The organism is Devosia sp. (assembly GCF_030689745.1).
Taxonomy (GTDB): Bacteria; Pseudomonadota; Alphaproteobacteria; order Rhizobiales; family Devosiaceae; genus Devosia; species Devosia alba.
On record NZ_JAUYGL010000021.1, the window covers coordinates 1 to 13,463 of the forward strand.

Annotated in this window: 12 protein-coding genes; 1 reads left to right on the forward strand and 11 read right to left on the reverse strand. The window is 62.2% G+C overall.

The genetic code is table 11. The annotated features are described in order from the left end of the window. From Q8O80_RS01870 to Q8O80_RS01880, 3 genes are all read right to left on the reverse strand, one after another. The coding region (locus Q8O80_RS01870; RefSeq protein WP_371136077.1) for an ABC transporter permease at positions 1 to 1,129 on the reverse strand (1,129 nt) is incomplete at its 3' end. Positions 1,130 to 1,185: 56 nt separating this feature from the next. Beyond that, entirely contained in the window at positions 1,186 to 2,196 is a 1,011-nt protein-coding gene (locus Q8O80_RS01875) for an ABC transporter permease (protein ID WP_305576328.1), read from the reverse strand. A gap of 69 nt (positions 2,197 to 2,265) precedes the next feature. Further along, a complete protein-coding gene (locus tag Q8O80_RS01880) occupies positions 2,266 to 4,344 on the reverse strand; it encodes an ABC transporter substrate-binding protein (RefSeq protein WP_305576330.1) in 2,079 nt (692 codons plus the stop codon). A 159-nt stretch (positions 4,345 to 4,503) separates the two neighbouring features. Between Q8O80_RS01880 and Q8O80_RS01885 the strand changes: the two genes are divergently transcribed. Continuing rightward, positions 4,504 to 5,424, forward strand: a complete 921-nt coding sequence (locus Q8O80_RS01885) for a helix-turn-helix domain-containing protein (RefSeq protein WP_305576332.1) — start codon at positions 4,504 to 4,506, stop codon at positions 5,422 to 5,424. Positions 5,425 to 5,601: 177 nt separating this feature from the next. On the opposite strand, the gene Q8O80_RS01890 is transcribed toward Q8O80_RS01885, so the two are convergent. The 8 genes from Q8O80_RS01890 to Q8O80_RS01925 all read right to left on the reverse strand — a co-directional run. Next, a complete protein-coding gene (locus Q8O80_RS01890; RefSeq protein WP_305576334.1) occupies positions 5,602 to 6,387 on the reverse strand; it encodes an HAD-IIA family hydrolase in 786 nt (261 codons plus the stop codon). Further along, on the reverse strand, positions 6,384 to 7,289 hold the full coding sequence (locus Q8O80_RS01895; protein ID WP_305576336.1) for an ABC transporter permease: 906 nt from the start codon (positions 7,287 to 7,289) through the stop codon (positions 6,384 to 6,386). The genes Q8O80_RS01890 and Q8O80_RS01895 overlap by 4 nt, the downstream gene beginning before the upstream one ends. Next, positions 7,286 to 8,224 carry an ABC transporter permease gene (locus Q8O80_RS01900; protein ID WP_305576338.1) on the reverse strand — a complete coding sequence of 313 codons (939 nt, stop codon included), beginning with the start codon at positions 8,222 to 8,224 and terminating at the stop codon, positions 7,286 to 7,288. The genes Q8O80_RS01895 and Q8O80_RS01900 overlap by 4 nt, the downstream gene beginning before the upstream one ends. Beyond that, positions 8,221 to 9,657, reverse strand: a complete 1,437-nt coding sequence (locus Q8O80_RS01905; protein ID WP_305576340.1) for an alkaline phosphatase family protein — start codon at positions 9,655 to 9,657, stop codon at positions 8,221 to 8,223. The genes Q8O80_RS01900 and Q8O80_RS01905 overlap by 4 nt, the downstream gene beginning before the upstream one ends. Continuing rightward, positions 9,654 to 10,376 (reverse strand): glycerophosphodiester phosphodiesterase family protein, encoded by a 723-nt coding sequence (locus tag Q8O80_RS01910; RefSeq protein WP_305576342.1) that lies wholly within the window; start codon positions 10,374 to 10,376, stop codon positions 9,654 to 9,656. Before Q8O80_RS01910 ends, Q8O80_RS01905 begins: the two co-directional genes overlap by 4 nt. Continuing rightward, positions 10,373 to 11,248 carry an ATP-binding cassette domain-containing protein gene (locus tag Q8O80_RS01915; protein WP_305576344.1) on the reverse strand — a complete coding sequence of 292 codons (876 nt, stop codon included), beginning with the start codon at positions 11,246 to 11,248 and terminating at the stop codon, positions 10,373 to 10,375. Before Q8O80_RS01915 ends, Q8O80_RS01910 begins: the two co-directional genes overlap by 4 nt. Then, on the reverse strand, positions 11,245 to 12,282 hold the full coding sequence (locus Q8O80_RS01920; RefSeq protein WP_305576346.1) for an ABC transporter ATP-binding protein: 1,038 nt from the start codon (positions 12,280 to 12,282) through the stop codon (positions 11,245 to 11,247). The genes Q8O80_RS01915 and Q8O80_RS01920 overlap by 4 nt, the downstream gene beginning before the upstream one ends. Beyond that, a partial coding sequence (locus Q8O80_RS01925) for an ABC transporter substrate-binding protein (protein WP_305576348.1) occupies positions 12,282 to 13,463 on the reverse strand: 1,182 nt, incomplete at its 5' end. The genes Q8O80_RS01920 and Q8O80_RS01925, both read right to left, overlap by 1 nt.

Consider the following 13,463-nt stretch of genomic DNA (forward strand, 5'->3'; position numbering starts at 1 on the left):
AGGGGTCGATGGCGTCGCGCAGACCGTCGCCCAGCGCGTTGAAGGCGAAGACGGTGACCAGCACGAAGATGACGGGACTGAGGATCCAGGGATAGGAGCCGATGACCGAAAAGGTGCCGGTATCCTGCAGCATCAGGCCCCAGGAGATCAGTGGCGGCTTAACCGCAAAGCCGAGGAAGCCCAGGAAGCTCTCCAGCAGCACCACGGAGGGAATCGCCAGGGTAATGGAAACGATGATGTGACTGAGAACGTTGGGCAGGATGTGCCGGGTGATGATGCGGCTATCGGTGGCGCCGACGGCGATGGCGGCGCGCACATAGTCGATGCGCGCCAAAGACAGGGTCTTGGAACGGACTTCCCGGCTGAGCTGCGCCCATCCCAGTACCGCCATGACGAAGATGACGAAGCTGAGGAACACATTGGACGGCGCCGTCACCGGGATCAGCGAGGTCAGCGCCAGGTAGAGCGGCAATTGCGGGAAGGCGAGGACGAAATCGACGAAGCGCTGCACCCAGCTGTCCAGACGGCCGCCGATATAGCCAGAGGTGATCCCGACCAGCGTGCCGACGATCGTCGTCAGCGTCACTACGGCCAGAGCGATCATCAGCGAAATGCGCGAACCGATAATACCGCGCGAGAGGATGTCGCGGCCGAACTTGTCGGTCCCCAGCAGTTGGATCGGTCGACCGTCCACGGACCCGAAGAAGTGGATATTGGCCGGGATGAACCAGAACAGATCATAGCTGTAGCCGGTGACGAAGAAGCCGGTAGGCGTAGGGTCGTCCTTGATCAGGCCGGTGAGGGGCTGGAAGGTCACGGGATCGAACTCGCCGGTATCGCCGATAGGATAGACATAAGGGATCAGGCTGAAATTGCCGTCGGGATACTCGAAGGCAATGACGTCGGGTGGGGCGAAGGGCAGGTTCGCGTCTTTGGGATCCATGGGCGCAAAAAAATCGGCGAAAACCGATACGACCAGCATCAGCACGACCAAGACCAGCCCGATCATGCCCATGGGCGAGCGCCTGAAGCGACGCCAGACCAGCAGGGCATAGGTTTCGTTGCCGCTACCGAAACGGGTCCGCACGGGCGCTGGCGCGATATCGGCCTCTTCGGCCGGCGTCGGCATCGGACCGCCGCTGACGTCGGTCGGCAGGGGAATGGCGGAGTGGGTGTCGTTCTTGTTCATTCGCTGCCTCCGCCGAGACGGACGCGGGGGTCGAGCGCCACCAGCAGCATATCCGAAATGATATTGCCGATGATCAGGGTGACTGCCAGCACGAGCATGAAGGTGGCGGTGACGAACACATCGCCAACACCCATGGAGCCGACAATGGCGGGACCGACAGTGGCGAGGCCAAAGACGATGGCGACCTCGATTTCGCCGGTCAGCATATAGGGCAGCACGACACCCTGATAAGCGACCAGCGGGTGCAGCGCATTGGGGACGGCGTGCTTCATGATCACCGCCGATTCGGGCAGGCCCTTGGCTCGGGCGGTCTCGACATATTGGCTGTTGAGCACATCGAGAAGATTGGCCCGCATGACGCGCATATTGTAGGCGAGGCCGCCAAAGGTCGCGATGAAGATGACCGGCCAGATGTGCTGGAGCAGGTTGACGAATTTGTCCCAGCTCCACGGCGCCCCGCCATATCTGGCCGAAAAGAACATGCCCACTTCCGAGACATTGAGCCGGAAGACGAGGAAGTACAGGATGACGATGGCCAGCAGGAAGCGGGGGATGGTCATGCCCAGAAAGGAGATGATGCCCAGCGTGGTATCGACCCAGCTGTACTGGCGGGTCGCGGCAATGATGCCCAGGCCAATGCCCAGCACCGAGGCCAGGATATGGCAGGTCAGCGCCAGGGCGATGGTCGCAGGCAGGCGCTCGGCGACGACATTGCCGACCGGCTTGTTGTAATAGAGCGAATGGCCAAAATCAAAGCGCGTGACGATGCCGGTGATCCAGCGGAAATACTGCACCACCATGGGATCGTTGAGACCATTGGCTTCGCGATAGCGCTGGGCCTGGATGTCGGCCTGCTCGAAGGTGGCGCCGCCCTGGTTGACGGCCATGGCGCGGATATAGTCGCCATAGTCGCCCGGTGGCGCCTGGATGATGGCGAAGGTCACGACGCTAAGCAGGATCAGCAGGGGGATGGCGCCCAGGACGCGCAAGGTCAGAAATCGGAGCATGGGCCGCAAGCCTTTCGATTCGTGGGCAGGGGGATGGCTCCCCCTGCCAGGGTTCATGCCGCCGTCAGGTCACATCGGGCCGGCTGAGCCAGGAGCGCCCGGCAGCATTTCGGGATGCAGCTCGAAGTCGCCCTGGGCGTCGGCGGGCACAAAGACACGCTCGCGGATGATGTTGTCCTCGGCCCAGTTGAACATGAAGATCGGCGCGCCTTCAGGGATGTTGGCGAAGCGCTTGTTGACGATCAGCGCGCCCGGATATTGCGTCAGACCGACGGAATAAACGTTCTCGGTGAAGATGCGCTGATACTGCTTCATCAGGTCGGCCCGTTCGGCATTGTCGCTGGTGGCGATGAAGGCGTTGACGGTATCGACCAGCTCCTGCTCAAACGGCAGCAGGTCGACAGTGCCATCCGTGCCGGCCTTGTGGAACGGGTGGGTCCGGGGACCCGTCGGGGCCAGCATCGTCGTGCCCTGCACCACCGAGACCATTTCGGCGCCCTGGCGTTCTACGGCCCAGTCAAACTGACCGGATTGAGCCTTGTCGTCACGGGCCGTGCCCGCCTGGAAGCTGGCGATGACGCGGATGCCTAGTGGCTCCATCTGGGCAATGACGCCTTCGGCCAGATTGGTATCGGTGCCGTAGTCGGTATTGGCCAGCAGGGTGATTTCGACGTCACCGCCGCCATCGGGCAGGTTGCGGATACCATTGCCGTCGGTATCGGCGAGGCCGAGCCCGTCGAGCAGGGTGTTGGCGGCTTCGAGGTCGTGTGGATAGTACACGGTTGAGGCCTTGTCGAAATAGGTCGTGCCGGCATAGAGGCCGCCGGGATAGATGGCGGTGAACGGACCGCGGACCAGGGATTCGCCAAGACGCTGACGATCAACCGCGATCGTGATGGCCTTGCGGAAGTCGAGATTGCGGTTGAGCTCGCGAATGGCCTGTTCGCGCTCGTCAGGTTCGCCCCAGCCATTGCCCGAGAGGTTCATGCGCAGGGCATAGCCGATGGTGCGGGCGCCGAACTGCAGGCGGGCCGGAGCGGTCTCTTCTGCCGAGCGGCGCAGTGCTTCGACATAGCTTTCGGCCTGTTCGAGATTTGAGAAATCGCCAGAGCCGGCGACGGCCTGCACGTCACGATCGGCCCAGGTGCTGAGGCGATAGTGCAGCTCGTTGAGATAGGGCAGCTGGTTGCCGGCCTCGTCGACCTTCCAGTAATAGGGATTGCGGCGCATGGCGATGATGTCGTCAGGGCGGTACTCGACCGGAACCCAGGCGCCCATTACCGGCATGTTCATGAATTCGGGCGGGAAGGCGTTCTTGTAGTCGTCATAGCTGTTGTCGGCGTTGTATTTGGGGTGCTCGGGCTTGAGGATATGGCTCGGTCCCGGGCAGAACGAGTCATAGGCCATGGCGTAAAGATATTGGGTGGGGAACGCTTCCTTGAAGGTCCACTTGATGGTGTAGGCGTCGATGGCTTCAAGCGTGGTGTCCACGCCGAAGCGCTCCGGTGTACCGGTTCCTGACGGCACGGCGCTGACATTGGAGTCCTGGACGTTGTCCTCCCAGTAGAACATCACGTCCTCGGCATCGAAGGGGTCGCCGTCTGACCATTTGGCGCCTTCGATCAGGTGCATGGTGAGTTCATGGCCGTCTTCCGACCATTCCCAGCTTTTGGCCAGGTTGGGCATGGGCTCGAGCTCATCGGCTTTGACCGTGAAGAGCGGGCCCGTGCGTGTGAGGCATTCAGAAAGGCCGATATCGATGCCGCCCCAGCCCTGGGACTGGCCGCCGATATAATTCCAGCCTTCGGGCCGGCCGCCGATGACGTGGCGTAGGGTGTCGCCATAGACACCCATGCCGTCGGGCATGTTGGCGGTCTTGAAAACCAGTGGTTCCTCGGGCAGGCGCTCGGCCACGGGCGGCAAGGTGCCGGCATCGACATATTTCGAGGTGACCCAATCGGGCTCGTGATATTCCGGCAGCGCCTTGTATTCCATGATCTCGGAAATGCTGACGAAAGTGGGCTCGCTCTGGGCAGCGAAAGCCGGTGGATCGGGCAGTTCGCCCGTCAGTTCCTGAGCCTGCACCGCCAGCAGCGATACGCCCAGCATCAAACCAGCCCCACCAAGGGCCATTGCGTGTTTTCTCATAAAACCTCCCATGGCAGCGGTTGGCATTGATTGCCCGCGCCGGCCACTCCCTGCCGACTTCTTCCCGTGCTCAGACCACAAGCGTACGCCTTGCCAGCGGTGAAACAATCCGGAATAGTAGAGACTTGTTCCGGTTTCCTAAGAACTCTATGGATAAGCATGACTGCGGAAAATGCGTCAGGTACGCCAACAAGGCGTGAACCAGCGCCGCGCCCCACGCCGCGTCCTGATCGTAACTTCTATTCTTCGGGCAAGGCGTTTGGGCGCTTTGGCATGCGTTCGTTCACGCCACAGATCATGCCTTATGCCCATACCCATGGGCATATCGAGTTCAACTGGCTGACCCAGGGCAGAATGGACTACGACTTTGACGGCGGGCCAGTTTCGGTCGCAGCGGGACGTCTGGTTGCCTTCTGGGCTGGTATTCCTCATCAGACGATTGGCTTGAGCCCTGACAGTGCCCAAGGCCGCCAACTCAACATCTATCTGCCTATGGACGCCTTTCTGGAGATGCCCCAACTGGGGCGTCTGACAGAGATACTGATGGGAGGAGGGGTCATACAGCTCAATCCAGATTGTATCGGTCTTGAAACGCTGGACCGCTGGCATCAGGACTACCGCAGCGGCAATGTCCTGCGTACCGAGATCGTGCGCGCCGAGATCGCGACCATGTTCCGGCGTGCTGCCATCACCGGCTGGGACACCCTCTTGCCTGCCTGGGTGGAAGGCACGGGCGCTCGTACCCGGACAGGTTCCCCGGTGCGCTATGTTGTGCGCATGGTGCGCCATATCGTAGAGAACATCACCGATCCGCTCAGCGCCCAAAGCATCGCCGAGGTGGTTGGGCTCCACCCCAACTACGCCATCAACCTGTTCACCAAGGTGATGCATATCTCGGTGCAGAGATTCGTCACACGCATGCGACTGATCCGGGCGCGTTCGCTATTGTTCGATGGCAGCTTGTCGGTCGCCAATGTCTCGTTCCAGGCTGGCTTTGTCAGCCAGACCCAGTTCTACGAGCATTTCCGCAAAGCCTACGGTATGACACCGACCCAAATGCGCAAGGATACGATCGCCTGATCTGAAACCTCACTCGACAACCCAACCCGTCCACAGCACCAACTGATTTCGTTTTCGGGAACGTCATGACTGAAATGCCAGAAGTAGTGCGCCCATTCAGTCAGCGCGAAAAAATCCGTCAGCCGATTGGACGGTCGGAATGGGGCGCGTTGCGGACGATGTCAGTGCAGTTCTCGATTAACAGAGGCGGGCAAGAATATAGTCGGGCCTGACGATGCTTCTCGTGTCCAGCGGGACGCCAGTTTCCATGAAGACCGACCTCACTCCAGCGCGCTGGCTGGCGAGTATATCTGTATCGAGCTTGTCGCCCAGCATGATTGAGCTCTCCGCGGCGATGCCCATTCGCCTGATCGCCGACTGGATGATTTCTGGCTCCGGCTTGCCCAGAAAGATCGGTATCACGCCAGATGAGACGGCTATGGAGTGCGCGATGGCGCCTGCGCCGGGCTCGAAGCCGTCCGCAAGGGGACGAATGAGATCGGGATTGGTGCCGATCAGCCTGGCGCCGTCCAGAATATTGCCCAACGCTGTTGTCATCATCGAATAGTCGAAGTTGCGATCGAGGGCGACAAGCACCGCTGCGGCGCCCATGTCCACCAGGCGAAAGCCAAGGTTGCGGACACGGTCCTTAAGCGACTGCGAGCCAATCACATAGACGCCGTCGCCCGGCGAGAACTGACCTTGCAGATACTGCAGCGCCACGTCTCCCGACGTGACCACCTGCTCCGCGCCACAGTCGATGCCCAATCCACGGATCTTCTCGGCAAAGGCCTCCGCGGATTTCTCGGCATTGTTGGTGACAAAACAATAGGGAATTCCCGTCGCCTGCCAGCGGTTGAAGCGGTCTACCGCGCCTGGCACGGCTTCTTCGCCGCGATAGACCACACCATCGAGATCGGAAAGCACGGCGGCAAAGCTGAGCTCGTCGATCGAACCGAGCCGTTGGGGGAGGGGAGCAGTCATAGGTCTTTGTTTCCGAGGTTGGGGTCCAGCATGTCGCGCAGCCAGTCGCCGACCAGGCTGATGGCGAGGGTGGTCAAAAAGATGACCGCGCCGGCAGGAATTCCCATCCACCAGGCTGTCGTCAGGTAGTTGCGCCCCTCGCCGAGCATCAGGCCAAGGCTGGTGCCGGGCGGCTGGACGCCGAGGCCCAGGAAGGACAGCGAGGTTTCGAGCAGAATGATCTCCGGGAAATTGAGGGTGATCTGCACCATGATGACGCCGAGCATATTGGGCAAGACATGGCGGATATAGACCTTTGCCGGATGCACACCCAGCGTACGGATGGCGAAGGCATAGCCCTGACCATTGGTGGAGAGCACGAGGCCGCGGGCAATGCGTGCATAGCCATCCCAGCCGAAAAGCCCGATAAGCACGATCAGCAGGAGGAAATTGTTGCCGAAAAAGGCCAGCACGGCCAGGGCGACGATCAGGAAGGGGATTGAAGCCTGGAAATCCACCAGCATCATGATGACGTCGTCGACCCATCCGCGGAAGTGGGCGGCAACGATACCCAGCGCAGTGCCCACTGTGGCGCCGATCACCGTCGCCATGATGGCGATCAGAATGCTGGTGCGCATGGCATAGATGACCCGGCTGAATACATCGCGCCCGAGATCATCGGTACCGAAGAGGCTCTGGGCCGGCCCGCCCATTAATGCTGGCGGCTTGAGGCGGGTGAGCAGGCTCTGCTCGGCAAAGCCGAAAGGAGCGAGGAATTCGGCAAACAGAGCCGCGATGACAACCAGGGCCAGCCAGCCGAGGCAAAGGCCGATGACTACGGGAGGACGCGCTTTCCAAATCCGGGTCAGCCAGCTGTGGCGGCGCAGCTGTCCAGCAACTGGCGATAGGTCGAGGCTGCTCATGCGGTTGCCTTCTTATTGTGCAGCTCTATGCGCGGATCAAGCCAGCCATAGGCGAGGTCCACGGTAAGATTGACCACGACCATGGTGAGGGCGATCAACAGGACCACGGACTGAACCACGGCCAGATCGCGCTGGTTGACCGAATTGACCAGCAGCATGCCGACGCCGGGCCAGGCAAACACCGTCTCGATGGTCACAGCGCCGCCGATCAGACCGCCAATTCGCATGCCGACGACGGTCACCACGGGAATGGCGGCATTGGGCAGCGCGTGGCGCAGCACGCGCCGATCATGGGGAATGCCCTTGGCCTTTGCTGTGCGCATGAAGGGCTGATGCAGGACGTCCAGCATCGACGAGCGGGTGAAGCGGGCCACCGTGGCCGCCGTTGCCGTGGCCAGCGTCAGGGCGGGCATCAGCAGGTGCCAGAAACTCCCGGTGCCGGAGCTCGGCAGCCAGCGCAAGGTCATCGAGAAGATGAGGATCAGGATGATGCCGAGGAAGAAATTTGGCACGCTCTGGCCAAAAATGGTGAAGGACATGGCGGCATGGTCGATCCATTTGCCCCGGTGCAGGGCCGCCAGGATGCCAGCGGGAATGCCCAGCAACAGGGTGGCCAGCAGGGCGGTGATGCCCAGTTGCAGGGTCACCGGAATGCGTTCCACAACCACCTGCAGGGCTGGTCTGCCGTCGCGGAAACTGTCGCCGAAGTCGCCCTGCACAATGGCCGAGAGATAGGTGACATACTGCTCGACCAAGGAACCATCGAGCCCCCAGCGCGCACGGAAGGCGGCAATCGACTCGGGCGAGGCTTCATCCGACAGCATCATCTGTGCCGGGTCGCCTGAGGCCCGCAGCACGATGAAGACGAAGGTCACCGCCAGCAGCAGTGTCATCGCCCCACGCAGGAACTTGGTGAGGAGGAATTGCAGACTCACTTGGCCCACGCTCCCGTTCCCGCGGTCCAGCCGCAGTCGATAATGGTCTTGCCCTCGATCACCCACTGGCGAAGATATTGCTCATGCCCGTGCCGGGTCGCGCTGAGCAAACGTTGCTCCACGATCGGGGCCGTACCGAAGCGGGCATCCTCGCCGACCAGCGCCTCGACCATCGGCCGGCCCTCGCTGCCTATGGTGGAAAGGCCCATCGTGGTGAGCACGGTGGGGATGATGTCGGGCAGCCAGCAGGGCACGTCCGACTTGAACGCCCGGCGATAGGCCGGGCCCTGCGCCGCCAATACGGTTGCGAGTTCGCCGCGATTGAGTCCGCCATGCATGCCACCGCCCGGCGTGATCCAAGTTGCAAAAATGCAGCCGTCGATTTCGGGGCCCCATTGCTCGTCGCAATTGGTAGCGCGTAGGGTAAACCCGACATCGGCGCCCCGTGCGTGGTCATTGCGCACCGCCGACCAGGGCAGGGCGCCGCCAATTGCCTCACCGCCAGCATTGGAGGCAAACACCAAGCCGCAAAAATCCTGACGGACCAGCCAGTCCACGACCTCGGCCTTGCGCGCATCGGAGACGTCGTCGAGATAGATGCCGCTGAACGAGCCGATGGAGGCACGACCGAACTCGGCGGGAATGATGTCGAGCGTCTCGAGTTGGGCATGGCCGGTGATCTGGCCGTGGTCGGACATGACCACGATGTTCTCGGGGCCGTTGCCGGCCTGCCACCAGGCGAGGATATGGCCAAAATTCTCGTCGGTCATGCGTTGGGCGGCTTCGGTCTCGGCGCCGGTGACGCCGAATTTGTGTGAACTCGTATCCGGCTCGTTCATCCAGAACACGCAGAAATCGGGATTATGGCGGGGATAGATAACCTCCATCAGCGCCTGCGTCGCATAGGTCACGCGTGCGCTATTGGGCGCACCAGCAGGGGGAATTTCGCCAAGCTGTGCAAGGACGGCCGCATGGAGGTCGGGCGTTGAAACCGGCATGCCATGGACCGAGAAGACCGGCTGGCCAAAGGCATGAGCGCTTGAGTTCATCATGCGCGAGGCGCCTTTGGTGGCGGTGCTGACCACAGCCATGGTCCGGCCGGCCGCAGCCATGCGCTCGCCCATGGTCTGGCAATCGAGCAATTGCCCGGCCTGGGCCGCAAGCTCGAGGTCCTCCCATTCGGAGGTGCGGAACAGGTCGTCGGGCCGCACGGCATGAATGAACTGGTTGGCGACGACGCCATGGGCACCAGGCGGGGAACCGGTCATGGTCGAGGTGACGGCCACCCGGGTTTCGCTCGGAAATATCGAGCGTGAATTGAGAAAGTCACAGCCCTCGTCCATGAACCGGAAAAGATTGGGCATGAGCTCGGCCGAGACGCGATCGCGCCGCAACCCGTCAAAGGTCACGAGAAGTGTTGAGCCGGTGCTCATGCTGCAGTCTCCAAAATCGAGCTGGTCGATGCGACATCGTTGACGAGGACGCCGCTCACTCCGGCAGAAATCAGGGCGGCGAGGTTTTGCGGGGCGGTGTCGCCCGTTTCATGGGCAGTGCCGCTGCCACCCGCTGTGACCCAGACTTCGGCGCCTAGGGCCTGTAGCTGGGCCACGCGATCGCTGGAGACGTCGCGCTCCCAGAGCCGGATGAGACTGGCGCCGGTGCTGAAAAACACCTCGGCCTGGTCAGGATCGGGGATGAAGCCAAGAATGCCGGTCTCGGCCTTCGCGGCGAAAAACCTCACTGCGTCGAGCGTATGGCAGCCAGCGATGACCAGCGGGCGCTGAGGCGCCGGCACGGTCTCCTCAATCGCCTTCCAGATGGCCTCGAGTGCCGGCGGTGTTTCGTCCTTGATGTCGAGCAATATGGCATGGTTGTCGCTGGCATGGCGCAGAAAGTCTGCCAGTTCTACGATGCGTCCGCCCGCTGCATTTCTCAGCCCGAGCAGTTCGTCGAGCGGCAGGTCCTCGGGTCGCTGGGGGCGGTCGAAGAGCCGGCGCAGATCGGCGTCATGGGCGCAGATGCAGAAGCCGTCCTGTGAAAGGCGAATATCGCCTTCGATGGCATAAGCGCCATTGTCGAAGGCCGCCGACCAGCCTTCGGGCGTGTTCTCGGGAAAGCTGGCACTGTCGCCGCGATGTGCGATGATTTTCATAAGGAGGCCTGGATGGGAGAAGGGGAGCTGGCAGCCGCCAGAGCGGCGAAGGCGTTCATGTCGCGCTCCCGTCGCTGACGCGGGCTGTCCGCAGGAATGGCTGCGAGTAGTCGGCGCGTGTAATCATGCTGGGGGTTTTCGAAGAGCGTCCGGGAGTCGCCGATTTCGAGCAGCTGGCCGGCATGCATGACGCCGACCCGGTGGCTGATGTGTCGGACCACGGAAAGGTCGTGCGAGATGAACATGAGCGACAGATTGAGCCGCTCACGCAGCTCCAGCATCATGTTGATGATCTGCGCCTGTACGGAAACGTCGAGCGCGCTGACCGCCTCATCGCAGATGACGAGGCGAGGCTTGAGCACCAGGGCGCGGGCAATCACGGCGCGTTGCAGCTGGCCGCCGGACAATTGGTGCGGCAGTCGATTGCTCATGGTGCCGAGCCCCACCAGAGCCAGCATGGCCTGGGCCTTGTCATCGGCCTCCGATGCGGCAAGGGCCTCATGCGTGGTGAGCGCCTCGCGCACCTGTGCATGGATGGTCCAGCGCGGATCGACGACGGCGGCCGGATTCTGGAACACCACTTGCACATCGCGGCGCTGACGGCGCCAGTCAGGCGAACCCACCTTGGCGTAGCGCTGGCCCCAGAAGCTTACCGTGCCGCTGGTCGGCGCCTCGATACCGGCGATCATCCGCCCAAGCGTCGATTTTCCACTGCCGCTTTCCCCGACGATGCCCAGGGTCTCTCCCTCGGCGATGGTGAGGCTGACGCGATCGACCGCCCGAAATTCATCTGCCTTGCCCCACAGCTTGCGGCCAGACGAATAAGCCTGAACCAGATTGCTGGCGACAACGCCGCTTTCGCCGTCAGTCATGCGCCCACTCCGCTCTCGAGTCCGGAAAAGTGGCAGGCGACCGCGTGTTGGCCGTAGCGCAGCAGGGGTGGATCGACCTGGCAGCGTTCGCTGGCCATGGCGCAGCGTGGGGCAAAATTGCAGCCGATGGGGCGGGCGGCAGGCGCGGGTACCGTGCCGCCGATGGCGTCGAGCGGCGTGCCGGGCTGGCGGCCAAAGCCAATGCGGCTGCCCATGAGGGCGCGGGTATAGGGATGACGCGGATTTTCGAAAAGCGCGTCGACCGAGGATGCTTCGACCACGCGGCCGGCATACATGACCGCAACGTGATCGGCGATCTCGGCCACGACACCGAGGTCATGGGTGACCAGCACGATCCCAAGGCCGAGTTCCACCTGCAGATCGCGCAACAGCCGCAGGATCTGGGCCTGAATGGTCGCGTCGAGGGCGGTGGTCGGCTCGTCGGCGATGAGCAGTCTGGGCTTGCAGGCCAGCGCCATGGCAATCATGACGCGCTGGCACATGCCGCCCGAGAGCTGGTGCGGATAGTAACTCTTGTTGCGCGCGACATTGGGGATGCCGACCTGGTCAAGCAGTTCCACCACACGCCGATCGACGGTGGCACCGCGCAGCGGCGTATGCTCGACAATGGCTTCGGCAATCTGGGCGCCGACGCGCTGCACCGGATTGAGCGAGACCATGGGGTTCTGGAAGATCATGGCGACGTCGCTGCCGCGCAGATTGTTGAGCACGCTTTCCGGCGCACCGACGGTTTCGGTGCCGAAGAGCCTGATCGAGCCGCCAAGGGAGAGATTATCATCGAGCAAGCCGAGCATGGACATGCAGGTGAGGCTCTTGCCACAGCCGCTTTCGCCCACGAGGCAAAGCGTTTCGCCCGGTCGCACGGAGAGGCTCACGTCCTCGACCAGCGCATTGGAGCCGGCGTGGACGCTGAGGCGCGACACTTCAAGGAGAGGAGCGGCGCCGATGGTGCCCGGAAGCGGCGAGGAGGCGGCAATTGCGCCGCCTCCTTTGGCGTTGGAGAGCCTGACCATCAATCGTTGAAGCTGAGGTTATAGGGACGCAGATCCATGTAGTAGAAAGTGTAAGGCTGCCAGTTGATGTCCTTGGACACGCCATAGGTCTCGAGCGGCTGGTAGAGGATGGTGCCGGGGGCATCCTTTTCCCAGATTTCGAGCATTTCGAAGGCTGCTGGCTGGCGGACTTCCAGATCGACATTGCTCTCGATGATGCGGCCCAGTTCGTTGAAGCGCTCGAGGTTTTCCGTGCCGGCCCAATTGCCGGCGCCGCGCTGCGGACCGCCAAACGGACCCCAGAGGTTCCACAGACCACCGACCGGATCGGGATAGCGGGTGGAATTGGACCAGGTGCGAACCTGCAGGTTAGCCATGTCAAGACCTGTGTAGTTTTCGACGACGTTGAGCTCGACATTGAGGCCAACGGCCTTCCACATCTCGACGATGGCCTGGGCGGCGGGCAGGGCGTTCAGATAGTAGTTTGGCTGGGTGGTGTAACGGATGAGGCCGCCATCATAGCCGGCTTCGGCCAGCAGCGACTTGGCGCGCTCGGGGTTATACTCAAGACCCTTGTGGTCCGGATTATACATGTCGCCGAATTCGGGATACTGATGTCCATTGGGCACCACGGCCTGGCCGCCCCACAGGGCTTCGTTGAGCAGGTCGCGGTCGATGGCCAGGTTCATCGCCTGGCGGACGCGGGCATCGCCGATCACCGGATCCTGTGTCCCATAGGCCAGGACATGCGAATTGGCGAGCACCACCGAGCGGGTCTCGATATCGTCATAGCCATTGATCTGCGGGATCTGATCCGGCGCCACATTGGTGATGATGTCGAACTCGCCCGAGACGAGACCGGCAACACGCGTCGAGGGCTCCGGAATCTCGCGGAAAGTAACGGTCGCCGCCGTGGGCACGCCGCCAAAATAGTCGTCAAAGGCCACCAGACGGATGGACTCGTCTGCCTTGTATTCATCGAGCATGAAGGGGCCGGTGCCGACGGGAAACATCGGGATGCCGCCATCGGTAGCGGCCTTTGCTTCCCAGTCCGCCTTGTTGATGATCCACGAGGCCCAGGAAGACAGGCGATGCTCAAGCAGCGGATCGGGTGCCTTGGTGATGAAGTGCACGGTGTGCGCGTCGATCGCCTTGACCTCGGCCAGGACCGAGAAATAGGCGGGCCCTTCCGTCAGGACGGC